We start from the raw sequence: 25,485 nt of genomic DNA, 5'->3' as shown, positions 1-25,485 counted from the left end.
GCACCGGCCTCAGCGCCCTCCTCGGCACCGGCCTCAGCGCCCTCCTCGGCACCGGCCTCAGCGCCCTCCTCGGCACCGGCCTCAGCGCCCTCCTCGGCACCGGCCTCAGCGCCCTCCTCGACGCCCTCCTCCTCGACGCCCTCCTCCTCGACGCCCTCCTCCTCGGCGCCCTCTTCCTCAGCGCCCTCCTGGACGCCCCCCGCCTGCTGACTGACATCGCCGAAAATTGTCGAGCCGATGATTTGGTTGACGTTGTTGTTTACCTGAGTGAAGACGTTGTTTATCGTCGTCTGCGACGCAGCTGGTCCCAGCTGCCTTCGTGCCGCTGCCAAGCCCTGCGCCTTCGCTGTTGCTGGGGAGGCGCCTCTGCTTATCGCCTGTCGTGCTGTACTCGTTGCGATAGCTACGGCGGTAGCTTCACTCCCTGTCGATGCCGCTGCAGCCCCGGCGCAGACCACGGAACCCACGCGGACCGGCCCCGTGCCCGAAACGGTGAGCGGTCCGATGCGGCCGTCGGATGTTGCAAGCGCAGGCGCCGCCCCTCCGGGCGTGACGTTGAACGTTCCACGAGGAGTGAAACCTTCGCCTGTCAGAGTGTTTCCTACCACCCGGCACGACTGGTTCGGTGTCTGGTTCGGTTGGTTCGGTGCAGCGGAGGCTGGCTGCACGCTGGTACCAACCATCCCTCCGACTAGGGCAACTACCGCTGCGGCGCTCAATGCGACCTTGCGAGTCACGGAATTCTCCTCTGCCTTTAAATGCCTCACCGGCACTGGAGACGTATAAGCCCGGACTCCAACAACCTAACGCTGCTGCTCCGTTCGTGCATCTGAAGTCGCAGGCGTTACTACGCACTGGTAGCGTGGATTCATTCAGAAGATTTAGAAGCCGAATTCAACTACCGGTGGCCCACTGGCCGCTTCGGACAAGTTGTGGCCAGCCTTCAACAATTCCCCTCACGCATGATTCCGAGACCGCCGCCCGGTCAACTCAGCTGAAGCTCCTGGAAAATGACAGCACTTCAACGGATCACCACCGTCGCAGCAGCAACCTCCTGCTGCCTGGCGGCCTGCGCATGGTGCGCCCCGGCAAGTGAGGCCAGCCCCTTGCCGCAGCATTCCCAGATCGCGCCACCGAAGCTTCTCAAGTGCTACAACACCATTCGCGACCCGAACACCATTGTGTGCTACCGGGTTTCACAAAGACCCATACACAAAGACGGGCAGATCGTCTTCGTCCCGTTCCTCATCCAGGTCCCCACGCCCCCGAATCCCCCGCCCGCAACCCTCGTCGACAACCTCCCAGAGACCTGATCCCCGCGAAGTCCCGTCAGGCGTCCTTGAACTCCTGCCGCTGCCGTCCCAGCCCCTCGATCTCCAGTTCCACCACATCCCCGGCCCGCAGATACGGCTTCGGCTCCGGCTGCCCCAACGCAACCCCCGCCGGCGTCCCCGTATTGATGACATCGCCGGGATACAGCGTCATGAACTGGCTGACGTAGCGCACGACTTCCCCCACGGAGAAGATCTGCTCGGCTGTCGTCCCGTCCTGCTTCAGCTCCCCGTTGACCCACAGCCGCAGCGCCAGCTTCTGCGGATCCGGCACCTCGTCCGCCGTCACCAGCCACGGCCCCAGCGGATTGAACGTCTCGCAGTTCTTGCCCTTGTCCCAGGTCCCGCCCCGCTCGATCTGGAACTCCCGCTCGGAGACGTCATGGGCCACCGCGTACCCGGCGACATGCGCGAGCCCGTCCTCCACCGACTCCAGATAGCGAGCCGTACGTCCGATGACGACCGCCAGCTCCACCTCCCAGTCGGTCTTGCCGGACCCGCGCGGCACAAGGACCGTGTCGTGGGGCCCGACCACCGTGTCCGCGGCCTTGAAGAAGATCACCGGCTCGGCGGGCGGCTCGGCGCCGGTCTCGCGGGCGTGGTCGTGGTAGTTCAGCCCGATGCACACGATCTTGCCGATCCGCCCCAGCGGCGGCCCGATCCGCAGCCCCGCCGCGTCCAGCACGGGCAGCTCCCCGGCGTCGGCGGCTGCCCGGATCCGGCCGAGCGACGCGTCGTCGGCGAGCAGCTCGCCGTCGATGTCCGGCACGAGGCCCGACAGGTCCCGCAGAACCCCCTCGGCGTCGAGCAGCGCGGGCCGCTCGGCCCCGACCGTACCGACTCGCAGCAGCTTCATGAGCACAATCTCCCTCGATCGCGGGCGGTCCTCCGATCGGCCGCGGCCCGGGTGCGGCGGGAGACGCAGCCATCGGAGGACTGGTTGATCCTCCAAGGTCGAGTTCCAGTCCGCAAGACCCGGTTCACGTACTGGACCGTAAGGTGCCGCGCTCAGCGGTCCTGGGCCGGCCGCATGGAGGTGAGCGTCCCCCACACCACCAGCCGGTACGTGGAGGTGTACTCCGGGGTGCAGGTGGTGAGGGTCAGGTAGTACCCGGGCTCGCGATAGCCGCGGGCGGGGTGGACGAGGCTGCGGGGCACGGGCCGTAGGACACCGGTGTCGCGCGCGGAGGTCTGCGGCACGGTCTGGTCGACGGCGTACGTGTACACGGCGTCCTGCGTCTCTACGAGGATCCGGTCGCCGTCGTCGAGCCGGTTGAGGTAGCGGAAGGGCTCGCCATGGGTGTTCCGGTGCCCGGCGAGGGCGAAGTTGCCGGCGCGGCCGGGCTGCTGGGTGCCGGGGTAGTGGCCGACGTACCCCTTGTTGAGGACGTCCGGCTTGCTGATGCCCTCGGCGACGGGGACGCGGAGGTCGAGACGCGGGATGGTGAGGATGGCGTAGGCGAGGGAGGGGGTGGGGTCCGGGGCAGGCGACTGCGGCTGGTCGGCACGCTGCCGGCGGGCGGGCTCCTCGTTCGCGGGTTCCTCGGCAGGCCCCGCGGAGACCGCCGCCCCCTGGCCGTCGCCACCCTCCTCACCTCCCCGCCCTCCACTGCCCCACTCCCGCTCCAGCGCCTCCACCTTCCGCTCGGCGCCCGCTCTGGCCTGACGGTTGGTCCACCACAGCTGGTGGACGACGAGGAGCAGAAGTACGACGCCGACGGTCACGAGGGCTTCACCCCCGGTCCACAGGGCACGCCGGCGCAGCGCACGCCGGCGCCGGGTGCCGTGCTGCACGACGGGAACGCGCATGGCGGACGCCTCCTCCACGTGGGCCGCCCGCACGATAAGCGCCACGCCACGAGGTCACCAGACCCATACGCGTCCGCCCCTCGAACACTCCTGCCCACCCTTCTTCCACCGGTTTGAGAAAGGGGTTCGGGAAAGCGGCAGAAAGCGCTGTCACACCTCTCGACAACCCCACCCGCCACAGCCGATGCTTCCTGACGGCATGAGCGGGACAGGCCCCGACGCCGGTTCGACCACCCGGCAGTTGATGGAGGCGGAGAAGCCATGATCCGACGCAGAACCCTGCTGGCCGCGGCAGGCGGCACGTTCCTCGGCAGCGCCCTGGCGACCGGCACCGCACACGCGGACGCCACGATCGCCGTCAACCCGTCGACGAGGTACGGCACGTGGGAGGGCTGGGGCACGTCCCTCGCCTGGTGGGCCAACGTCTTCGGCAACCGGAACGACTTCGCCGACCTCTTCTTCACCACCAACTCGGTGACGTACAACGGCACGGCACTCCCCGGCCTCGGCCTCAACATCGCCCGCTACAACCTGGGCGCGTGCAGCTGGAACAGCGTGAACGGCGAGTCGATGGCGGAGTCCCCCAACATCCCCGCCTTCAAGCAGATCGAGGGCTTCTGGCAGGACTGGAACAACGAGGACCCGACGTCCTCGGCCTGGGACTGGACGGCGGACGCGGCCCAGCGCGCGATGCTGCAGAAGGCCGTGCAGCGCGGAGCGATCACCGAGCTCTTCGCCAACTCACCGATGTGGTGGATGTGTTACAACCACAACCCGTCCGGCGCGGCGGACGGCGGCAACAACCTCCAGACCTGGAACTACCGCCAGCATGCCTCCCACCTGGCCGCGGTCGCGGCGTACGCCCGTACGAACTGGGGCGTGAACTTCGCGACGGTGGACCCGTTCAACGAGCCGGCGTCCAGCTGGTGGACCGCCACCGGCACCCAGGAGGGCTGCCACATGGACCCGGCGGTCCAGGCCGCCGTACTCCCGCACATGCGCAGCGAGCTGGACAAGCGAGGCCTGACGGGCGTCCGCATCTCGGCCTCCGACGAGACGAACTACGACACGGCCCGCTCGACGTGGGCCTCCTTCGGCTCCTCCACCAGGGCCCTGGTGTCCCAGGTGAACGTGCACGGCTACCAGGGCTCGGGCGGCCGCCGGGACCTGCTGTACACGGACGTGGTGACGACGTCCGGCAAGAAGCTCTGGAACTCCGAAACGGGCGACGGCGACGCCTCGGGCCTGACCATGGCGTCGAACCTCTGCTACGACTTCCGCTGGCTGCACCCGACGGCCTGGTGCTACTGGCAGGTGATGGACCCGACGACGGGCTGGGCGATGATCGCGTACGACGCGAACACGCTGCAGCCGACGACGGTCCAGCCCAAGTACTACGTCATGGCCCAGTTCAGCCGCCACATCCGCCCCGGAATGACGATCCTCGACACGGGCGTGAGCTACGCGGCGGCGGCGTACTCGGCATCGTCGAGGCGCCTGGTGATCGTGGCGGTGAACACCTCGACGTCGGCCCAGACCCTGACCTTCGACCTCTCCCGCTTCTCGACGGTGACCGGCGGATCGGGCGGCCTGGTCCCCCGCTGGAACACGGCGACGTCCGGCTCGGACCGCTACCGCGCGTACTCGGACACGCGCCTCTCCGGCAAGTCGGTGAGTGTGCCGTTCGCGGCGGGGGCGGTGCAGACGTTGCAGGTGGATGGGGTGACGGTGTAGTCGGCCAGTCGCCGACCTGCAGATATCTCACGCTTGTCACTGACCGGCAGTACGGTGTCCCCCATGCGCCCCGACACGCCCGCCGAGAATGTCGACCACCACGCCGAAGCGGCCCGCCTGGAGCGAACCGCTGGCCTGTACCCCGAGGACGCCGAGGCCCTGCTCCTGAGGGCCGCGGCCCACCTGGAACTGGCCGGCGACCGCCCCGCCGCGTCCGTGCTCTACGACCGCCTGCTGTCTGCCGACGCCCTGGAGAACCCTTCCCTGGTCCGAGCCCTGAAGGCCTCGAACCTGTGGGAGTACGGCCACGAGGCGGAAGCCCGGGCGATCATCGAGGGCATCCGCACTGCCTCGCCCCGGGACCCCGCCCCCTGGGTGATCATCGCCGAGGCCCTGGAGTCCCACGACGAGCTGGATGCGGCGCAGGAGACGTTCACGGAAGGGGCACGGCTGCTCCTGACGGACGGCGCGGAACCGCCCCACTCGACGCGTCCCCTGCTGTTCGGCCGCCATCGAGTACGCCGCATGCTGGGCCTGACCCACGACGACTGGGACCTGCTGGCGGACACGCTCCACTCGATGCCGGTCTCCCTGGACGAGCTCCACGACCCGAAGCGCATCTGGTCCCTGGGCTCGAACAACCCGGCGGAGCTGGAGGCGGAGATCTCCCGACTGAGGGCCGAGCTGGGGGCGTACCGGGAGGCGTTGTCCCGCCCGTTCCCGGTGGCGGTCCTGCATTGGCCGGCGGGGGAACTGGCGGAGCTGGTGGCCGCGTATCCGTCGCTGGCCATGGAGTATCCCTCGCATGAGGAGCACCTGGCGACGATAGAGGCGTCGCTGAGGGAGCTGGCGTCGTCCGGGACGCCGAACCTGGGGATCGTGACGGGGACGGTGCCGTCGTATGAGGCGTTCGCGGCGTCGGAGGGTTCGTCTCCCTCGGACGCGGACCTGCTGCCGCAGTATGCGACGACGCTGGCGGCGAGGGGGAGGGCGGTTGCCTGGCCGCCGCAGAAGGGGGCGGGGTGTTGGTGTGGGTCCGGGAACTCGTACAAGGCCTGCCACGGGAACCCGGAGACCTGAAGGCCGGCCACCGGGCCGACATCTTGAGACCGATGGCCGTGGAGTTCGGCTTCACCCCCGCCAGGGGGACCTGGTGCGGTTGGGCTTGCCCCCGTGATGGAATCGACACCGCAGCCGTAGTCCAACGGCTCGATCGATCCGCGTCGGGCTTGTGATGTCGTTCGGTCTCGCCATGCCCACTTCGTCCAAGGGGTGGGGCGGACCCTGTGCAGCCCCAGGCGATCGACTCGGGCCAGGCGGACTCGGCGGTCAATCGAACGGACCGAGTCACGATTGTGAGGCACTGCCGCTTGAGCACGATGAAGCCGTCGTCGCCCGCCGTCTCGGCACGCATGAGCAGACAGCTCAGCAAGGACACGGCCGTCGAACTGGCGGTCCGTCGCCTACTGCACGCGGCCGGGCTGCGCTACCGCATCGAGTACCCGGTGCCCGGCATGGCCCGACGCCGGATCGACGTGGCCTTCACCTCGGTCAAGGTGGCCGTCCTGATCGACGGATGCTTCTGGCACGGCTGCCCTCAACACGCCACGCAGCCGAAGTCGAACGCAGAGTGGTGGCGGCAGAAGCTGGACCGCAACATGGCGCGCGACGCGGAGACCACCGAGCACCTCGTGGCCGCCGGGTGGGAAGTCCTGCGGTTCTGGGAGCATGAAGCGCCGGAGGATGTGGCCCTGCGCGTCGCAGAGGCGGTGACGCGACGGAGGGCCCAACGGGGACGGGGGACGACTTGATGAGCGCGCTGACCTTTGTGGACGTGTGCTCCGGGGCGGGTGGGCTGGCCCTGGGACTGGAGCGGGCCGGCTTCGAGCCGACGCTGCTCCTGGACGAGGACGCTGATGCCTGCCGGACCCTACGGGCCAACCGACCACACTGGAACGTGCTTCAGGGGGACCTTCTGGACCTCGACCCGAGCGAGCACCCGGAAAGCTACGACGTGGACCTGCTGTCCGCGGGGCTGCCGCGGGTGAAGTCCAACGCCACGGCCGCCCGGGCCGAGTCGGGCGAGGAGGAGCGGCTGCTGAAGGCGGCGGTCTACCTCGCCCACGCGGTCAAACCTCGGGCCATACTCATCGAGAATGTGCCTGCCCTCGCGGACTCGGACAAGTTCCACGACTTCCGCGAGTTCGCCCGCGCCGAACTGGAGCATCTCGGTTACGAGTTCAGCTGGTTCGTCCTCAACGCCGCCGACTTCGGAGTGCCGCAGGACCGTAAGCAGGGGGTGCTCGTGGCGCTCAAGAAGCGGTGGTTCTCCGCCTTTCGGGCGCCGTCCCCGACCGTGCCGGATCATGTGTCGGTCGGCGAGGCCCTGGCGCCCTCCATGCGGTCGCGTGGTTGGAAGGACGCCAGCCGATGGGCGGCCCAAGCGGCCACCGTGGCTCCGACGCTGGTCGGCGGGTCGAAGAATCGCGGCGGCGCCGATCTGGGGCCAGCCGGAACCAAACGGAAGTGGGAGAAGCTGGGGGTGAACGCCCACTCGCTGGGCAACGAGATCCCCGGACCGGACTTCGTGTGGGCACCGGAGCTCGGCAAGGACCGCATGGTGCGGCTCACAGTCGACCAGACAGCCCTGCTCCAGAGCTTCCCGGAGGACTGGCAGATCACCGGAAAGAAGACGGCCCGCTACCGGCAGATCGGCCACGCCTCCCCACCTCCGGTGGGCGAGGCGCTCGGCCGGGCCATCGCCCGGGCGCTTCGCTCCTGAACGAAGAATCGCCAGGTCACAGCAGAAACTGCAGGCTCGCACCCAGCCGCACGGCTCAGGCGGTGCCTGCGAGCCGACGCTGGCTACACTTCCACCTCATGACCCGAGCACCTCATCCGGACGCAAACCAGACCCAACCCGACATTGTGGACCTCTTTGCGGGACCGGGCGGCCTGGACATCGCGGCCGAGGTGCTCGGTTTGCCCACGATCGGCGTGGAATGGGAGGAATCGACCCGGGCGACCCGACGCGCTGCGGGCCTACGCACCACCAGTGAACCGGACGTGGCAAAGGTGAACCCGCTCGACCCCGAGGTCGCCACAGCCAGAGTCCTCACCGGAGGCCCGCCTTGCCAGACCTACTCGGTGGCGGGCAATCGCGAGGGTCACAAGGCCCTCGAAGAGGTGAAGGATCTGGCCGAGCGCGTGGGGCGGAGCGAGACCGTCGGAAGGCTGGAGAAGGCCTGGGCAACCGTCGAGCAGAGGGCCCACGAGCTGTCGTGGACAGACGAGCGCACCGGTCTCGTGCTCCAACCCCTGCGGTGGATCGTCGAGAAGAAGCTCAAGGCCGATCCGTACGAGGTGGTGGTACTGGAACAGGTACCCACCGTCCTGCCCGTCTGGGCGAAGTACCGCGACATCCTTCGCGAGCTTGGATACGACGCTGACTGCCACATCCTGCACACCGAGGACTACGGGGTGCCGCAGACACGTCGCCGCGCCGTGCTGATCGCCCGATACACGGGAAAAAGAGGCCAGGGGCTCGAGTTCCCGACTCTGACGCATCAGCGCTACCGCAAGGGAGCGGAACGCCTCTCCGCCGCCCAGGAAAGCACGCCCACGAGGGACCTCCAGCAGGACCTGCCATTCGAGACGCCGGCCCCTGCTCCCATCCCGAAGCAGCCTTGGGTCTCCATGGGCGACGCCCTCGAGGACTCACGGTCCACCGAATTCGTCGTCCGCTCCAACTACGGATCGGGCGGAGACCCAAAGAAACGAGGACTCCGCACCTCCAACCAGCCGGCCGCCACCGTCACAGGCAAGGTGCGCCGCAACAAGGTGTACGACCTCAAGGGCTTCGACGCGAACGGCGAGCCTGAACTGGGTCCGGAGCAGGACCGTTTCACGCTACGCGAGGCCGGCCTGCTGCAGACGTTTCCGGCCGAGTACCCCTGGCGGGGCACCGATGTAGCGCAGCAGATCGGCAACGCGATCCCGCCGCTCCTCGCCGTCCACGTGCTGTGCACGGCGCTGGGACTGGACAAGAGCCGCAAGAACCGTGCGATCAAAGCACTCAAGGCCTGGCGGCCTCCCCGCCAGCGGTAGAGAGGCCGTTCGGATCAGCCCTCCTCCGATGTCTCCTCTCTCTCTTCCTTGCCCCGCACCGGCGCGTCCGCGAACAGCTCCGCGAAGTGGTCCGTCAGGCGCTCCACCGACTCTTCGGGGGCGGGCTCCTCGGCAGGACCGACTGGAAGAGGGCGGTGGTGCACGGAGAGGCCCGCTTCCCCCTCGTCGATCCATCTCTGCACGGCCCCGGCATCCCGCTCCGTGTCCGGCGCGATGACGTCGTACATCAGGGTCGCTCCCGCTGTGTTGACGGCCTTGCCCAGCGCGTTCGCATCACGTCCCGTCCGCACCACGTCCCGTTTCAAAAGCCGGACCAACGCCTGCGCCGTGGGCCGGTGGTCGATGACGTCCAACCTCAGGACCGTGTTCAACATGTCCTGGTTACCGCAGGCGATGACGACCGGTTCATAGTCGGGCCCGTTCCGAAACAGTTCGGCCGACCACCAGAGTCGGGCGAAAGCCTGCTTGTGATACGGGCCTTTGAAGTACCGGGCGTTGACGGTTTTCTTCGATTCGGAAAGGTGCCGCCAGACCACGAAGTCGGGAGCGACGCCGAGGGCCAGGTAGTTCCACAGCGCGGGATCCGCGGCCTCCGCGCGCGTGAGACGAAGAATCGCATGCAGACGTGGAGCGAGCCAGGCGTCCACCTGCGTCGGCCTGTCGTCCTGGTACGTGTACATCGCGTCGTCGATCAGGTCCCGTATCGCACGAAGCCGCGTCCGAGGGCTCTCTGGCAGGGGCTCGGCAGCCTGGTGGAGGGCGATCGCCGGGACGTTGTCCTTGCCGGACAGCAACCCGTCCGTGATGAACCGCGCCGCGTTCTCGTCGGCGAGCTGAGCCAGGTACTCGGGCAGGTGCTCGGGCTTCTCCGTCATACTTCGTCCTCACGCTTGAGCTTGTCCAGGCCGCGTACCGTCTCCGACAGCGCCCTGGGGACCTCGGCCCTGCGCATCGCCGCGTACTGGATGCGCGGCTGCAGTTCGGTCCATCCCGTCGCGCCCACACGACGGCGGTGCACCTCACGCAAGGCGTCCTCGAGAGTCCGGTCGGGCACGACGTCGGGAAGCATCTCCCTGAGCACCTCACCCTGCCAACCGTGCGGGAACAGTGGAGTGCCGTCCTCCTCGACCTCCAGGTCGCCGATGGCCGAATGGAACACGGCGATCCACACGTCGGCGGCCATCTGGGACACCATCAGCTCGTTGACCAGTCCCTCGGGGCCACGTCCCTCAGCGCTGAGGACGTCCGTCATGCCCTCGAAGTCGGTGTTGATGTGCACGGTGGGCAGTGTCCCCGACGCGTTCACGATCCACGGGACGTCGGTGAAGTTCCGCAGCCAGCTCGGGCCCTTGGCGAACCCGACTTCCTTGATGTCGAAGCTCTGCTCCCGTGTCGGGGTGTCACTCCTCGCGTCGACGATCCAGTCGTCAGCCGCTTCCGCGATGATCCGTCCAGGTACGCCGTCGACGTTTGCGACCACCTGGACCGTCAGCGTAGCCCGGTCGAAGAGGTCGGCACGCAGCACCTGTAGTTCACCGCGCCATTCACGGCCGCCTTCCGCCTCGGGGACGAGCCTCGACGTGACTCGGGTGTTGGTTGTCCGGTCCGTCAGCACCGCGACAACCGCGACATCGGACCACGGGCCGCCCGGCTCGGTGGCCTTGGAAGGGATCGTCGCCGAAACGGTCAGCGTGGCGGTCTCCCAGTCCTCCGTCTCCGCCAAGCCGAGCGCGACGACACGCTCGACCACGGAGCGCGCACGGGAGTCGAGCTGCTCGCGAGGCTGCTCGGGTGCCTTGACCCTGGCCGCGTCCACTCGTAGGGAGACCGTGCCGCGCAGGCGCGGGTACGGGAACACCTTCACGACAGCGACTCCCCTTCACCGGTGCGCAGTTCGACGACGAGACCGCTCAGGCTGGTCCTGACGGCGTGTGTCATGGGATCGGTCACGCCACGGAATGTCGCGGAGCGCGCTCCGTCGGAGAAACGCAGAGTGCCATCCACCACCTGGCAGTTGTCCACTCCCACGATCTCGGCCCACGCGATGGAGGGACGCGGGCCGGAACGCACATCGAACTTGGCCACCGGGGCGAGCCGCCAGGTGTGGCCGCCGGCAGGAATCCTGATCTCACCGATCACCTGCCAGGCTCCGCCTTCGAGGACCTGCGCGTCCAGCTCTTCCAGGACGGGTAGCGTCGCCGCCGACAGCCGACGCTTCTTCGTTCCCGTGCCGACGGTCAGCTTGGGGGCCAGGCGCCCTCCCCCCGCCTTGGGCCTCTTCTTGGGACGAGCCACCAGCTCCTTGATCGCCGCGTTGGTCTCCCGGGTGAGGGAGGCGATCCGCCGGTACGCCGAGGGCGAGTAAGTGAGCGTCAATTCTTCTGTCTGTCCCCACTTGTTGTGCTCCGGGGGCTCGGCGGCGCGTAGGAACTCCTCGGCCTCGACGGCGAACGGGGCCTGTGTACCTGCGGCCTCACCTGCCAGCAGAACAGCCTGGAAGGGGTTGGTGGACAACGGCAAGCCGGGAACAGCGGCGTCTCGCACCGTCATACGGTTGCCGCGCATCGCCACGACACGATTGGGCTTGCCGTCCGGGTCTTCGGCATCCGTCACCAGGAGCACGGCGCGGTGCTCTCCCAGAGAGGCTCGTGCGCCGCCCCTGGCGGGCAGGCTGAGGGGCACGGTGGTCGCCACGACCTGCCCGGATTCCGTGAGCTGCTCCACGGTCGTGCCGTCGAGAAACGCCTTCAGTGCGCGCGTACGGGAGGGCTGCGTGACCGTGGGATCCACGCGCTCCTCCGGAAGGACCACCTCACCATTGCGCAGGGTGCGCACGGAAGCTTCCAGCAGCGGCAGTTGGTCGCCGCCGCCCGTCATTGCGGCCCAGAAGTTCTTGCCCAGGGCCCGCACGAGCCTTCGATGCATCCGCTGGATGCTGTCGTCGTCCTCACCCTCGTCGCCATCGGATGCGGAACTGTCGTCCGCGAGGCTCGCCACGTCGTGAGCCCCCACGATGAGGAACGACGTCCCGGGCTCACCGCTCTCACGCCCCAGGTGAAGGGCTTCCACGGTCTCCTCGTCCGCCCACCAGGACCGCGCCACGGCAGCTCCCGGTGAGTCGGGGTCAGGCCGCCCCAGCCATGCCGGCCCTGCCCACGGCTTGCCCTGGACCTGACGCCACGGCAGATCGAGGCGTCCGATGAGGCGACGCTCGGTGCGGCCCTCATGCGGTTCGGACAGCGTCGAGTTCATGAGTACGAGGCCGAGTCGACTGGTGGCCCACAGCGTGGCCTTGCCCAAGCCGTAGGAACCGCCTGCCGAGCTGCCGGACTTGTGACTGTCGAGCTGACGCCTCACCACCGCCGCGAAGCGGCCGTCGTCGTAGTCGTCGCCCGTCAGGCCCGCGGCGTTGTAGTCGTCCACTCGCAGCAGCACGAGACGGTCATGCTCGTACATGTCTCGCAGCCCCGCGTTGATGACCCGGCCGACCTTCTGCTCCTGGGCTGCGGCGGCCTCGTAGTGCGGGAAGAGGTCGTCCCATTGGATGGCCTCTCGGAATCTCGCAAGTGTCTCGCCGGTGAGCTCGTGCAGTGTGTAACGCACGCGCACGGGTTGCCCGTTGGTGGTGAGGCGCTCGTCGAGACTGTTCTGGCAGGTCTCTCGAGCCAGCACCTCCACGTCGGCGTCGAAGGCGAAGGCTGCGGCGTTGCCCAACTCGCGGCCGCCGTCAGCATGACCGGGACGGTGGTACCACCCGACGGGGAGGCCGGCCTGAGTGTCGGTGGTGCGGGTGTGGACCGTGGCCAGATCGGTGTTCAGGGCCCGAGCGATACGTTCGATCGTCTCGGGCCGGGGAGCGGCCCGTCCGGTGATCCACGCCGAGACCGCCGCGCGCGTCACCTCCACGGCCTGGGCCAGCTCGGTCTGCGTCATGTCGGCGAGCTTCAACTGCCGCGCCAGCCATGGACCGAAGTCCTCGCCTGCTTCCACGGTCACCTGCTCTCGGGTGTGCTCCACTTGCGTCGGACAGCAAGCCCACCATACCCGCGCCTTTGACAGTGCACCCCTTGTCAAACAACCTTTGACAGGAACCGGAGCGACCAGGCTTCACCCTGTGGCAGGATTCACCAACTTCCTCCCATTTCGTCCATTTTATCTCCGCCGAACCGGTTCTTCGAACTCCCTTGCGCACCCTCGCCGCAGCCGGGTAACGTCCTTTCCGCGGCCCCACCCGCCTCGGAGGAATGACTTCTCCGACGCCCTGGTAGAAGTGTGCCGTCTTCTCCTCATTGAACTTCCGCGACGGCATGCAGGCATCGGCGTGCACATCGGTTTCGCATGTCCGATTCTCTTTCCCAGTTCACTCAGCGCAATTCTCGCTGACTCACCGACCGGAAAGTGCAGGCCGCGTTGAACAGCAGCACCCATCGGTTATTTCTCGCAGGGACAGTCTGCGCGGGAACCATCGTCACTGCAGCCGCGTCCGTGTCATCACCCGCAGGTGTCAGGCTGCCTGACATGACGTCACTTCGAATTCGCTTGGCCCAAACAGTCGTCATAGCTCCTTCCTACCAGGCCACCACTCCAGGATCGGAGTCCCGTGTCTCCCGAACTGACCCCCGTGCTCAAGACCGTGGTCGATCAGTCCTCCCGCGTTCTCAAGACGTACGCCGTCGATCCTGGCCTCATTCCGGAGCATGCGAACGGAGAAAGACGGATCACCCAGGGTGGATACGGTGACCGGCAGCTCTTCGAGCTCGTCCAGAACGCCGCGGACGAAATCGCCGCCGAGCCCGGTGGTTCCGTCCACGTCGTTCTCACAGACACTCATCTCTACTGCGCGAACGAGGGAACTCCCGTCACCCCGGAAGGCGCCGAGACGATTCTCCGGATGAGCATGTCTCGCAAGCGCGGCGGCCAGATCGGGCGCTTCGGGGTGGGGGTGAAGTCCGTGCTCGTCGTCACCGACACCCCGCAGTTCTTCAGCCGTGACGGCGCCTTCGGCTTCGACCGCGAGTGGGCCTACGCGCAGATCCGTTCCGTCCCCGGGGTCACGGCCCGTCTCGGCGAGGAGTTCGAAGCTCCGGTGCTGCGCATGGCCCGCCCGTTGGACGAAGCCGCCGAGCGCGCCGCCGACCCCGTACTCGACGAACTCCTGAGCTGGGCCACCACCGTCGTGCGCCTTCCGCTGCTCGACGGGGCTGCCGATCGACTCGGGCAGGACATGCACGGTGGGCAGTCGGCCGGTAGCCGGGAGGAGTTCCCCGTCGGGTTTCAGCTCTTCTCACCGCACGTGGCCAAGGTGATCCTTGAGGACCGTCGTCCGCGCCCTGTCGTGCGGCGAACCCTCACCGTCGAACGCGCCCAGGACCTGCACACCGTACGTGAGGAGCGCCCCGGCCGGCATCCCTCGGCCAACCGATGGCGGGTGTTCACTCTCACCCACGAGCCCACCGTCGCCGCCCGTTCCAGCGCGGGCGAGCTGCACGACCGTGTCGCCCTCGACATTTCGTGGGCCGTGCGCGAGTACGAGAAGGACACCACCGGGCTCATGTCCTCCCCCAAGGGGCGCGGAAGGTTCTGGTCCTTCTTCCCGACCAAGTACGAGATGACGCTGAGCGGAATACTCAACGGCGCCTGGAAGACCAACGAGGACCGGCAGAACCTGCTGGACTCGTCCCCGTTCAACCAGGAGATGATCCGGGTCGCGGCCCGACTGGTGGTCGAGTCGCTGCCCAAGCTGGCCCCCACAGACGACCCGGCCGCGTACCTCCCGCTCCTTCCCGGACGAGCCCGTGAGTCGGAAACCGTCAGTTGGGCAGACCGCTACCTCACCGAACGGATCTGGGAGGCCACCGCCCATCGTCCGTCGCTGCCGGACCAGGACGGCCGGCTGCAGGTGCCTCGTGACCTGAACATCCACCCGTCGCTCGGTAAGGACAACAAGTCGCTGGTCCGCTGGCTCACCCTGTGGAACTCATACCCCGGCCGTCCCACGAACTGGCTGCACCCGTCCGTCGAGGCCACGGACCTCCGCTCCGGCAAGGTGGAGCACATCCTCAAGGCCGCCAAGCGCGAACGTGCCTCGGTGCGGGAGTGGTTGGAGGCCCTGGTCACCGACGGCACCGCCGAAGCGTCCGCGACCGCCATCCGCATCGTCGCCGACATGGTCCAGTCGTCCTCGCCGTACGCGAACGAGGCCCGTACCGCGCGGATCGTGCTGACCGAGGAGCACGGCGTGGTGGCCCCGGTCGTCGGCAAGGTGTTCCGCCGCACTGACCAGGACGGGCTGCGCGAGTCCCTCGTGTACGTCGACACCGCTCTGTCCGACGATCCGTCGCTCGCGAGCGCCCTCGCCATGCTCGGCATCCGCGACGCCGACGTCCGGGGCCGCTTCGTCAGCGTCCTGGAGCAGGGCTTCACCTCGTACGGCCCACAGGAGTGGACCCGATTCTGGGAGCTGTTCCACCAGGCCGGCAGCAGCCACCTGTCGCACGAGGTGGTCCAGCGGGTGGCCGACCCGCTGTCGACGCTGTACGTGCGCACCGCGGACGGGCACTGCCGACCGATGCGGAACTGCCTGCTGCCCGGCCCGGTCGTGACGCCGGAGTCGGACCCCACCATCGCCGTGGACACCCGGTTCCACTCCGACGACATGGCCTTCTTCCGCGAGGTGGGGCTGCGCGACCGGTCCACGGGGGGACACCGTCCCGAGGGGGAGCCGTGGTTCGAGCAGTACCGGGAGGCTATGCACAAGGCGTACTGCGCGACCCTGCCCAACCAGGCGTCCCGCCCGACGCTCGCCAAGATGAAGCTGGAGGGCGCAGCGGTCGGCGGACCGTTGCATCTGCTGCCCGAGCTCTCGCAGGAGGCCCGCGCCAACTTCCTGAAGGTGTTGCCCGAGGAGGCCCTTGTCGACAACTGGACCCTGCAGGTCGGGGCGCAGGTCGGCACCCGTCGGGCGGTGGCCTCGCCGATGCGCTGGATGCTCAAGCGGCACGGCCTCGTCCCGACCTCGCAGGGCATCCGCCCCATCGCCGAGTCGGTCGGCCCCCAGCTTTCCGCGTACAACGACGTGCTGCCGGTCGCGCAGATCAGCGCCGAGAAGGCCCGCAAGCTTCGTCTCGCCACCAGTGTCGAGGACGTGCCCGACTCCTTCTGGGACCAACTCCTGGACAAGCTCCAGCGAAGCGAGGACGACGTCTTCGTCGGCAACACCTACGTGCTTCTGACCCGCCTGGAGGTGTCCTTCCCCGACGACACGCTCACCCGGTGTCGCATCGGCAACGAGTGGGGCACGCGCCCCGACGGCGAGATCGCCGTCGCCTCGTCGCAGGAGGAGTATCGGGCGCTGCGTTCCGAGAGGCTGCCCGCCCTGCTGACCGCGTCGGCCGAGGACGCCGCGCTGCTCGTCAAGCAGTGGGGGATGCTGCCGTACGCCGATGTGATCAGCCGCGAGACCCGGTACGAGCCCGCCGGTGAGCCGGTGCCGCTCAAGGAGGCGTACCCCACGCTGCGGCAGATGCGTGGTTCGCAGGTGGACCAGTACACGCTGCAGCGGTGCAAGGTTCTCGAAGAGGTAACACGCACCCCCAATGGCATGCGTCCCAAGACGCTGAACAGCAGCTTGCAGGGGTCCGTGATCCTCGTGCTCGAGTCCGCCGACGTGCTCGAGGCCCTGATGGCGGTCGACCGTGAACTCCGTTGGCGGATGGGAGAGTCCGGTTGCCGGCAGGTTCTGGAGGCGCAGCAGCGTCAGGAGCAGGATCAGAAGGTCAAGAACGCGCTGAAGGCCGTGCGTGAGGCCGACGACGTGGTGGCCAAGCTCCTGCTGCTGCTGGGCTCCGAGACCCTGCGGGAGCGTCTGCCGGCTGGCCTGATGGACGGTGAGCGCGCGGAGAACGGCGGAGCCGAACCCGACGGCAATCGCATCGCGCAGATGGCGTTCAACGCGCACGGAGACAGCATCCTGCAGGTCCACGCCCGTGACCTGCAGAACCTCTACCCGAGCCACGCCCCGTCGTCGTTCAGGGGCGCCTCCACTGCGGTGGCGTTCGTGGCGGATCTCCGCTTCCCGGACGCGTTCGCCGGATTCCAGGCACCGTCGTTGGAACCGAGGATCGACGTGGACGGGCCGCGGTACTTCCCTCGTCTGCACGACTACCAGGAGCGGCTGGCCGCCAACGTCTTCACCATGCTGGACCGGATCGTCCCCCAGCGCGGCATGCTCTCCCTTCCGACTGGCGCGGGCAAGACCCGTGTCACGGCCGAGGCGGTGATCCGCTGGGTGAAGCAGGTGGGCCACCTCGACGGGCCGATCCTGTGGATCGCTCAGACCGAGGAGTTGTGCGAGCAGGCCGTGCAGAGCTGGAAGTTCGTCTGGGAGAAGGTCGGCGCCGAGACGCCGCTGGCGATCAATCGGCTGTGGTCGACGAACGAGGCGGGTCCCGTCACCGGCCGACCGCAGCTGGTCGTCGCCACGGACGCCAAGCTCCAGCAGCCGAACTGTCTTGCCGCCGACGCCTATGCCTGGCTGCGTGACGCCGCCCTGGTCATCGTCGACGAGGCGCACACCGCCATCACGCCCCGCTACACCGAGATCCTGGCGCACCTGGGCCTGACGGCCTCCCGTACCGACCGTCACCTCCTTGGCCTCACCGCGACGCCGTTCCGCAACACCAACCAGGAGGAGACGCGCCGCCTGATCAATCGATTCGGTGGCCGGCGTCTGGACGATGGTGTGTTCCCGGACGGCGACGCGTACGCCGAGCTGCAGCGACTCGGCATGTTGGCGCAGGTCGAGCACCGACTCCTGCAAGGCGGCACGATCACGCTGACCCGTGAGGAGAAGCAACGCGCCGAGCAGCTGAGCATCCTGTCCAGGGCGGCTGAGCAGCGACTGGCCGACGACCACGACCGCAACGCCCGCATCCTGGCCGAGATCTCGGACATGCCGGAGGACTGGCCAGTGCTGGTGTTCGCGACCTCGGTCGACCATGCCAAGTACCTGGCGGCGAAGCTCCGCGACCTGAACATCACCGCCTCCGCGGTCGACTCCACCACGTCGGCCAACGACCGTCGCCGACGTATCGACGACTTCCGGGAGCGCCGCACCCGTGTCTTGACCAACTACGGCGTCCTCACCCAGGGCTTCGACGCCCCCGCCACCCGAGCCGTCGTCGTCGCCCGCCCCGTCTACAGCCCCAACGTTTACCAGCAGATGATCGGGCGCGGCCTGCGCGGCCCTCTCAACGGTGGCGAGGAGACCTGCCTGATCCTCAACGTCAGCGACAACATCCAGAACTTCGACACCGCTCTGGCCTTCACCCAGTTCGAGCACCTGTGGAGCAGCAAGTGACCGACGCCTACGGCGACAGCCCTCCGCTCACCGACGAGCAGCGGGCCGTCGTCGACCTCCCCTGGGACACCCGCCTCCTGGTCACCGCGGGGGCCGGTTCCGGCAAGACCCACACCGTCGTACGGCGCCTCGACGCCCTGGTGGGGCACGAGGATCCCGAGGAGGCACTGGAGGCCGGCGAGATTCTCGTCCTGAGTTTCTCCCGTGCCGCCGTCCGCGAGCTGCGGGACCGGATCGCCCGACACGGCGACCGCGCCCGCAGGGTGCGCGTCCAGACCTTCGACTCGTGGGCGTATCAGTTGCTCGTGCAGGCCTACCCCGACGAGGAGTGGACGGCCCACAGCTTCGACGAGCGCATCCGGGCTGCCACGGACGCGATCGAGAAGGGCGCGGTGGAGGCCGGTGAACTCGGCGCTCCCTCGCATGTAGTGATCGACGAGGCGCAGGACTTGGTGGGCGACCGCCGGAACCTGGTGGAGACTCTGCTCGACCGATTCCAGCGTTCGTGCGGATTCACCGTGGTCGGCGACTCGGCCCAGGGCATCTACGGTTTCCAGATCGACGACCCGACGGAGCGAGCAGGGGAGACGGATCGGTTCTTCGCCTGGCTGCGAACGTCCTACGACGACCTCGTCGAACTCAGCCTGACCAAGAACTTCCGGGCGAGGAGCCTCGAAGCCCGCACAGCTCTCGCCCTCGGCTCCCGTCTACAGAACCTGGCCGACTCCCCGAACGGCCAGGAGACCGCGGCCGCAACGCTCCACACCGAGCTGCGCGACCGGCTGCTCGACCTGCCGACCCTCGGTGACCTGGCCGGCGACTTCGCGCTGAAGGCATTGACGACCTTCCCCGACACCTGCGCCGTCCTGACCCGCGACAACCGTCAGGCGCTCGCCGTCTCGGAACTCCTGCACAAGCACGGGGTGGAACACGCACTGAAGCGTTCACTGCAGGACCGGCCCGTGCCGTACTGGGTCGCCGAGCTGCTCCGCCGCGCTGAGTCGTTGACGCTCACCGAGGCGCGCTTCCTGGAGCTGCTCGCGGAGATACCGTTGCCGGCGGGCGTGGAGCCCCAGCGGTGCTGGCGGTCGTTGCGCGCCGCGACCCGACGCACCGGCCGCGGTCTCGTCGACGTCGCCGCCGTAGGGCGGCTGGTGGCCGAGGGGCGTTTCCCCGATGAGTTGGGCGACCCGGAGACGGCTCGGCTGGTCGTCTCGACGGTGCACCGCGCCAAGGGCCTGGAGTACGACCGCGTGCTGCTGCTGTCGCCCCCCTCCATCGCCGAGCTGCGGAAAACGCACGTGAATCTCGATGTGCCGGCCGAGGCGCGGGCTCTCTACGTGGCCATGACGCGGGCCCGCGAGGACCTGTACCACGTGACAGGACCGGACACCTCCCGCATACGACGCCATCGCCCCACCAGCCGTTGGTATCTGGGCGGTTGGAAGAAGTACGAGCGCTACGGCATCCAGGCCATGCCCGGAGACATCCATCGCGAGGAGCCTCCTGGCTCGCACGACGCGGACGTGTCCGCGGCTGAGACGCAGACGTACCTGTTGGAGCACGCTCGTCCGGGCGACGCCGTGACACTTCGGATGCGTCATCCGCTCCCCGTCGGGCCGAACCAGAGTCCGTCGTACGACCTAGTCCACCGCGACCGAGTCATCGGCGAGGCCTCCGAGCGCTTCCGCCGAGACCTGCACGCGGTGGAGATGGTCGCGCGCTCGTGGGAGATCGCCTGGCCCGCCGAGATCGTCGGTCTGCGGGTGGAGACGCTGGAGACGGTCGCAGGAAGCACGGCAGCCGGTGCCAACGCGGGACTCGGCGGCAACGGGGTGTGGATCGCCCCTCGAATCACCGGAATCGGAAAGTATCGACGCGGCGGACGCGCCGGGGAGGAACAAGGATGACGCACGGGACAACCCCGCACGACGAGCACTACCGGGTCCGTGAGGAACTGGTGGCCCGGTTGCGCCGCGAGCTTCTCGGACCGGACGTCGAGGCGGGCGACGACCCGGTCGAGGTCCTCACCCAGGACGCACCGATCACCCGCTACCCCATCGGTGTGCTGTTCCCGAGGGCCGCCGACCGCGAGGCCCGTCGGCGGCTGAAGGAGGACGCAGCAGAGGAAGAGGGCCTCGACGAGGCGCCGCTGCTCGGCAACGACAGCCCCGAGGAGTCGGGAGGCGCCGTCGAGCCGCCGGCATCCGGTGACCGCCGCCCGTCGACCATGGGCCTCACCTTCGCCGTGGCCCCCGAGATCAGCCCTGAGATCGTGATCTCCGCGCGAGCCGCTGTGTACGACCCCGTGGACGCCCAGGGCCACCGGGTGGACGCCCGGCGAGCGGAGGCCAGGACCACAAGTGACCAGCGCGAGCATTGGCGGCGCAGGGAACTGGAGCTACCGGACATACCGGTCGACGTCACACAGCCCGGGGTTCACGAACAGGATCTCGTCCCCGACGAGGTGAAGCTGCATGTCCTCGTACGACCTGCCAGCGTGTCCTCCGGCACAGTCACCGTCACGGTCACTCTGATCAACGCAAATGTCGTGGGCGAACGGGAACTGCAGGATGCCTTCGCTCTTTTCCAGCCCAGTCTCCAGGTCAGGGCCGCCAACGGCGCGTCCGCCTTCGTCGAACGCCCGCCTGCTCTGTCCGCTGCCGACTCGGAACTGGCCACGAGCCGCTTGCTGTACCGTCATGCTCCCACCTTCGCGGTGGGTCACGGCTGCTCCGCCCACTGGGACTGGACGCCACCGCAGGTCGGTCTGACCGACATAGAGCGTGCCGCGATCAACGAGATCCGCTCCGAGTTCCTGCCCACGCACGAGGTGCTGCTGACCGACTCCAACCCGGAGATCGACAGCTCGGCGCTCGGCATGCTCGGCCTCGCCGAGCGCCCCGACGCCGAGGTGCTCGGCGCGTTGCGGGGACTGGCCCTCGGTTACGAGCAGTGGATCGAGGCCAAGGCGTCTGAAGCCGCCACTCTCGCCGGAACCACCTACGAGGAGGCCGCGCACACGCAGCTCGACACCTGCCGCGAGGCCCTCGGTCGAATGCGCGAGGGAATTCGGGTCCTGGCGGACAAGCCCGAGGTGATGGAGGCCTTCCGGCTGGCCAACCGGGCCATGGCGGAGCAGCGTGCGCGCAGCGCCTGGGTGAAGGGTGGCCGTGCCGGCACGCCCGATCTGTCGGCTCAGCGCTGGCGACCGTTCCAGATCGCGTTCATGCTCCTGTGCCTGCGCGGCATCGACGATCCGAACCACCCCGACCGCAAGATCTCGGACCTGCTGTGGTTCCCCACCGGCGGCGGCAAGACCGAGGCCTATCTCGGTCTGATCGCCTTCACCACGTTCCTGCGCCGGCTGCGCCGTGAGGCCGACGGCGGAGGCGTCACCGTGCTCATGCGCTACACGCTGCGCCTGCTCACCCTCCAGCAGTTCGAGCGTGCCACGATCCTGATCTGCGCAATGGAGCTGATGCGCCGGGCCGCTCCCGAGCGGCTGGGCGACGAGGGCATCTCGATCGGCATGTGGGTCGGCAAGTCGGCCACGCCGAACGACCTGAAGACGGCCGCGGAGAAGCTGCTCAAGCTGCGCGGAGGGCAGAGCCTGCAAACGGAGAACCCGGTACAGCTCCACGCCTGCCCCTGGTGCGGCACGGCACTGGACGCCCACAACTACACGGTGGACGAGGACGACGTCCGTATGGACGTGCGCTGCCCCGGCCCCGACTGTAACTTCACCTCCGGCCTGCCGGTGCACCTGGTGGACCAGACCGTCTACAAGGCCCGCCCGACCCTGGTCATCGCCACGGTCGACAAGTTCGCCTCCATGCCGTGGCGCAAGCAGACCGCATCGCTGTTCAACCGGGATCGGCGTGGTGACGCGACTCCGCCGCCCGAGTTGATCGTCCAGGACGAACTCCACCTGATCTCCGGCCCGTTGGGCACCCTGACCGGCTTGTACGAGACGGCCGTCGACGCCCTTGCCGATCAGCCGAAGGTGATCGCCTCCACAGCGACCATCCGTCGCGCGGCCGATCAGGGACGGAATCTCTTCGACCGGGACGTACGCCAGTTTCCGCCGGCCGGTCTGGACGCGCGGGACTCCTGGTTCGCCGTGGAGACCGACCGCAAGACAAAGGCCAGTCGCCGCTACGTGGGTCTGCTCGCCCCTGGCACCAGCCAGTCGACCCTTCTCATCCGCACGTACGCGGCCCTGCTCCACCAGGCCATGTGCGCGAAGACGAGTGACAAGGTCCGGGACGCGTACTGGACGTTGGTTGGCTACTTCAACAGTCTCCGCCTGCTGTCGGCCGCCGAGCTCCAGGTGAACGACGACGTCGAGGACTATCTGCGGCTCCTCGCCGACCGCGACGGCACAGAGGTGCGTGTCTCCAACCGTTACTCGGAGCTGACGAGCCGGGTCGACGCAAGCCTGATCCCCGCCCGGCTCAAGGAGATCGAGATGCGGTACCCGGATCCCGACGTCCGCGATGTCCTCCTGGCCACCAATATGATCGCCGTCGGCGTCGACGTCGACCGCCTCGGTCTGATGGCCGTGATGGGCCAACCCCAGACCACGGCCGAGTACATCCAGGCCACCAGCCGCGTGGGCCGCGCCCATCCGGGCCTGGTCGCCGTGATGCTCAATGCCGTCCGCTCCCGGGACCGTTCGCACTACGAGAACTTCCTGCATTTCCATTCCGCGCTCTACCGCGAGGTGGAGTCGACATCCGTGACACCTTTCTCCGCCAGGTCACGCGACCGCGGTCTGCACGCCGTGGTCGTGGCCCTGACCCGCATCCTCATCCCCGAGGCCCGGGAGAACGACGCTGCTGGTCGGATCGACACGTATGTGGACCGCCTGAACACCGAGATCAAGCCGTTGCTCACGAGCCGTGTCCTCCAGGTCGCCCCCGAAGAGCGGGAAGCCACCTCCGACGCCTTCGACGAATTCGTCGAGTGGTGGCAGGCGAAGGCAAACGCGTACGGCGGCCTGCTGTACGAGCCGGTTCGTGGCAACCCCGCTCCCGCCCTGCTCAAACCGTTCGACGACGAGTCCGAGGACGCCGACGCCTGGTCCACCCTGTGGAGCCTGCGCGACGTCGACGCCGAGTCCGCGCTCTTTCTGGAGGCTTCCCGATGACCCCGCCCCCGCCGCGACGCCGCCGTCGCACCGACGGCGACTCGGCCGTTCCCCGTCTCGCCTTTCCCCGCCGCGGGTCGGTCCGCCGCTCTCAGATGATCACCACCTACGGCGTCGGATCGCTGATCGCGGTCGACAACGAGTCGTTCATCGTCTCCGGCATCGACGACGCCCACCGAAGCTGGTCTCTCGACGAAGCACCGATCATCCACGAGCACCGTCTCGCCCGAGTCCTCGGTGTCAACCACTTCCGGCTGCCCCCGGCCTCCGAAGACACAAGCAAGGACGGAGTACGTGTCCGGCGTTTCCCGCTGTGGCACTCCTGCCCGAAGTGCCAGTCCTTGCAGCACGTGCGGAGCTTCAATCCGCCCCCGGGCAAGAACGTCTGTACGGAATGCGACGACGAGCCGCTCGTGCCGTCCCGATTCGTAATGGCCTGCGAGGACGGGCACCTCGACGATTTCCCCTACTGGAAGTGGCTGCACCGCAAGAACCGCGAGGAAGGCACGACCGGGCACTGCGGTGGGCAGATGAGCATGCGCTTCTCCGGTCAGAGCGCCTCTCTGCGCTCCGTCCTCGTCTCGTGCACGTGCGGCGTGCCGGAGGTGTCGATGGAGGGTGCCTTCCGCCGCTCGGCCCTGACCGACCTCGGCGTGCGCTGCGAGGGCAGGCGGCCCTGGCTCAGGGACGCACCCGCCGAGTTCTGCACGCAGGCGCCCCGTACGCTCCAGCGCGGTTCGTCGGCGGTCTGGCAGCCGGTGCTGAAGTCCGCCCTGTCCATCCCCCCGTGGAGCGACGGCCTCGCCGACAAGCTCTCGGAGCACTGGGAGAACCTGCGTTCGTACTCGTCCCGCACGGAGATCGAGATCTACCTCAAGGGGGCGTTCCGGGGCGACGACTCGATCTCGGTCGACGCCGTCATGGAGCTGCTGGCGGCCGAGCAGGAGGAGGACCCTGCCCAGGAGAGCGACTCGGACGCTGGTGCGGTGAGCCGCTACCAGGCGCTGCGCCGCCAGGAGTACGAGCGGCTCTGTTCCGGCAACGCTCTGCGGGACAAGGGGCGGGAGGAGCAGTTCATCTGTGAGCCGCCGACCTCGGACCCCGCCGTCCTCGATCCGTTCGGCGTCGGCAGGCCGATGCTGGTCAAGCGCCTGCGCGAGGTGCGGGCGCTCAAGGCGTTCACCCGCATCGCGGATCCGGAGTCGAGTTCCGAGGGCCACGAGGCCGCCCTGTCCCTGACGCCGACCGACTGGCTCCCGGCGATGGAGGTGCACGGCGAGGGCGTCTTCGTACGCCTCGACGAGAACCGGCTGGACGACTGGGCCGAGTCGGTCGCAGTCGCGGCCCGCGTCGAGCGCATGCGGACCAACCACGACCGCATGCTGAGGGAACGTGCCACCGATCCTGCGGAGGTGCCCTCCTCGCCCGCAACGCCCCGCATGGTGCTGTTGCACACGCTGGCGCACGTGCTGATCAACGAGTGGAGTCTGGACGCCGGTTACCCGGCCGCGGCCCTGCGCGAGCGCCTTTACACGGACGCCACCATGGCCGGTTTCCTGATCTACACGGCGACGAGCGACTCCGCTGGCAGTCTCGGCGGCGTGGTGGCACAGGGTGAGCCCGACCGCCTCGCCGAGGCGCTTCGCTCGGCACTGAGGCGCGCCACCTGGTGCTCTGCCGACCCTCTGTGCATCGAGGCACGGTCTTCCGGTACCGGAGGCGCGAACCTGGCCGCGTGCCATGCCTGCGCGATGCTCCCCGAGACGAGCTGCGAGCACAACAACATCCTGCTCGACCGCGCACTGCTCGTCGGCACCCCGGACGATCCTCACCTGGGCTTCTTCGCGGACATACTGGAGCAGTGACATCCGGCTGGCAGTGGAGCACCGACACAGATCGGTGCCCTCCACTGCCGGCACTTGACGCCTCCAGTCCCCGGCCCGCTGATCTACACGGCAACTGTGTTCTACTCC

15 protein-coding genes are annotated in these 25,485 nt (G+C 68.3%); 9 read left to right on the top strand and 6 right to left on the bottom strand.

The window, feature by feature from the left end; translation table 11 throughout:
• The 3 genes from ACFVJQ_RS24150 to ACFVJQ_RS24140 form a co-directional block, all read right to left on the bottom strand.
• Positions 1-332 (bottom strand): hypothetical protein (locus ACFVJQ_RS24150; RefSeq protein WP_385786693.1); only part of this gene is annotated, 332 nt, incomplete at its 3' end.
• 997 nt (positions 333-1,329) lie between these two features.
• Positions 1,330-2,187 (bottom strand): fumarylacetoacetate hydrolase family protein, encoded by an 858-nt coding sequence (locus ACFVJQ_RS24145; RefSeq protein ID WP_385786690.1) that lies wholly within the window; start codon positions 2,185-2,187, stop codon positions 1,330-1,332.
• Between the two features lie 152 nt (positions 2,188-2,339).
• Positions 2,340-3,140: a class E sortase gene (locus ACFVJQ_RS24140; RefSeq protein ID WP_385786687.1), complete on the bottom strand. Its 801-nt coding sequence runs from the start codon at positions 3,138-3,140 to the stop codon at positions 2,340-2,342.
• 261 nt (positions 3,141-3,401) lie between these two features.
• Between ACFVJQ_RS24140 and ACFVJQ_RS24135 the strand changes: the two genes are divergently transcribed.
• The 5 genes from ACFVJQ_RS24135 (at position 3,402) to ACFVJQ_RS24115 (ending at position 8,981) form a co-directional block, all read left to right on the top strand.
• Positions 3,402-4,874 (top strand): beta-1,6-galactanase, encoded by a 1,473-nt coding sequence (locus ACFVJQ_RS24135; protein WP_385786684.1) that lies wholly within the window; start codon positions 3,402-3,404, stop codon positions 4,872-4,874.
• Positions 4,875-4,937: 63 nt separating this feature from the next.
• Positions 4,938-5,954, top strand: a complete 1,017-nt coding sequence (locus ACFVJQ_RS24130) for an SEC-C domain-containing protein (protein ID WP_385786681.1) — start codon at positions 4,938-4,940, stop codon at positions 5,952-5,954.
• Between the two features lie 332 nt (positions 5,955-6,286).
• The gene (locus ACFVJQ_RS24125) at positions 6,287-6,685 is read left to right on the top strand and encodes a very short patch repair endonuclease (protein ID WP_385510395.1); all 399 of its coding nucleotides are present in this window, start codon (positions 6,287-6,289) and stop codon (positions 6,683-6,685) included.
• On the top strand, positions 6,685-7,656 hold the full coding sequence (locus tag ACFVJQ_RS24120; protein ID WP_385786678.1) for a DNA cytosine methyltransferase: 972 nt from the start codon (positions 6,685-6,687) through the stop codon (positions 7,654-7,656). Before ACFVJQ_RS24125 ends, ACFVJQ_RS24120 begins: the two co-directional genes overlap by 1 nt.
• Before the next feature lie 62 nt (positions 7,657-7,718).
• Positions 7,719-8,981, top strand: coding sequence for a DNA cytosine methyltransferase (locus tag ACFVJQ_RS24115; RefSeq protein ID WP_385786675.1), 1,263 nt, complete (start codon positions 7,719-7,721; stop codon positions 8,979-8,981).
• Between the two features lie 14 nt (positions 8,982-8,995).
• On the opposite strand, the gene ACFVJQ_RS24110 is transcribed toward ACFVJQ_RS24115, so the two are convergent.
• From ACFVJQ_RS24110 to ACFVJQ_RS24100, 3 genes are read right to left on the bottom strand one after another with little or no spacing between them, the layout of a single operon-like run.
• Positions 8,996-9,877: a DUF6339 family protein gene (locus tag ACFVJQ_RS24110; RefSeq protein ID WP_385786672.1), complete on the bottom strand. Its 882-nt coding sequence runs from the start codon at positions 9,875-9,877 to the stop codon at positions 8,996-8,998.
• Positions 9,874-10,866, bottom strand: a complete 993-nt coding sequence (locus tag ACFVJQ_RS24105) for a hypothetical protein (protein ID WP_385786669.1) — start codon at positions 10,864-10,866, stop codon at positions 9,874-9,876. Before ACFVJQ_RS24105 ends, ACFVJQ_RS24110 begins: the two co-directional genes overlap by 4 nt.
• The gene (locus ACFVJQ_RS24100) at positions 10,863-12,992 is read right to left on the bottom strand and encodes a helix-turn-helix transcriptional regulator (RefSeq protein WP_385786728.1); all 2,130 of its coding nucleotides are present in this window, start codon (positions 12,990-12,992) and stop codon (positions 10,863-10,865) included. Before ACFVJQ_RS24100 ends, ACFVJQ_RS24105 begins: the two co-directional genes overlap by 4 nt.
• 610 nt (positions 12,993-13,602) lie before the next feature.
• On the opposite strand from ACFVJQ_RS24100, the gene ACFVJQ_RS24095 reads away from it, so the two are divergent.
• From ACFVJQ_RS24095 to drmB, 4 genes are read left to right on the top strand one after another with little or no spacing between them, the layout of a single operon-like run.
• Positions 13,603-18,360, top strand: coding sequence for a DEAD/DEAH box helicase (locus ACFVJQ_RS24095; protein ID WP_385786666.1), 4,758 nt, complete (start codon positions 13,603-13,605; stop codon positions 18,358-18,360).
• Positions 18,357-20,270, top strand: a complete 1,914-nt coding sequence (locus tag ACFVJQ_RS24090; RefSeq protein ID WP_385786663.1) for a UvrD-helicase domain-containing protein — start codon at positions 18,357-18,359, stop codon at positions 20,268-20,270. The genes ACFVJQ_RS24095 and ACFVJQ_RS24090 overlap by 4 nt, the downstream gene beginning before the upstream one ends.
• Positions 20,267-23,512 (top strand): helicase-related protein, encoded by a 3,246-nt coding sequence (locus ACFVJQ_RS24085; protein WP_385786660.1) that lies wholly within the window; start codon positions 20,267-20,269, stop codon positions 23,510-23,512. Before ACFVJQ_RS24090 ends, ACFVJQ_RS24085 begins: the two co-directional genes overlap by 4 nt.
• Positions 23,509-25,377, top strand: coding sequence for a DrmB family protein (gene drmB / locus ACFVJQ_RS24080; RefSeq protein ID WP_385786657.1), 1,869 nt, complete (start codon positions 23,509-23,511; stop codon positions 25,375-25,377). The genes ACFVJQ_RS24085 and drmB overlap by 4 nt, the downstream gene beginning before the upstream one ends.
• Positions 25,378-25,485: the final 108 nt, after the last annotated feature.

Origin of the sequence: Streptomyces sp. NPDC127197 (assembly GCF_042672405.1) — a bacterium.
In the GTDB taxonomy this organism is placed as follows: domain Bacteria; phylum Actinomycetota; class Actinomycetes; order Streptomycetales; family Streptomycetaceae; genus Streptomyces; species Streptomyces flavusporus.
The sequence above is the reverse complement of the archived record's forward strand: the minus strand, read 5'-3'. Positions and strand labels throughout refer to the sequence as shown.

Excerpts from the sequence above, each read along its gene's own strand:
- ACFVJQ_RS24130 (WP_385786681.1), top strand. The coding sequence starts at position 4,938 with ATGCGCCCCGACACGCCCGCCGAGAATGTCGACCACCACGCCGAAGCG.
- ACFVJQ_RS24125 (WP_385510395.1), top strand. The coding sequence starts at position 6,287 with ATGAGCAGACAGCTCAGCAAGGACACGGCCGTCGAACTGGCGGTCCGT.
- ACFVJQ_RS24120 (WP_385786678.1), top strand. The coding sequence starts at position 6,685 with ATGAGCGCGCTGACCTTTGTGGACGTGTGCTCCGGGGCGGGTGGGCTG.
- ACFVJQ_RS24135 (WP_385786684.1), top strand. The coding sequence starts at position 3,402 with ATGATCCGACGCAGAACCCTGCTGGCCGCGGCAGGCGGCACGTTCCTC.
- ACFVJQ_RS24145 (WP_385786690.1), bottom strand. The coding sequence starts at position 2,187 with ATGAAGCTGCTGCGAGTCGGTACGGTCGGGGCCGAGCGGCCCGCGCTG.
- ACFVJQ_RS24140 (WP_385786687.1), bottom strand. The coding sequence starts at position 3,140 with ATGCGCGTTCCCGTCGTGCAGCACGGCACCCGGCGCCGGCGTGCGCTG.
- ACFVJQ_RS24110 (WP_385786672.1), bottom strand. The coding sequence starts at position 9,877 with ATGACGGAGAAGCCCGAGCACCTGCCCGAGTACCTGGCTCAGCTCGCC.
- drmB (WP_385786657.1), top strand. The coding sequence starts at position 23,509 with ATGACCCCGCCCCCGCCGCGACGCCGCCGTCGCACCGACGGCGACTCG.
- ACFVJQ_RS24085 (WP_385786660.1), top strand. The coding sequence starts at position 20,267 with ATGACGCACGGGACAACCCCGCACGACGAGCACTACCGGGTCCGTGAG.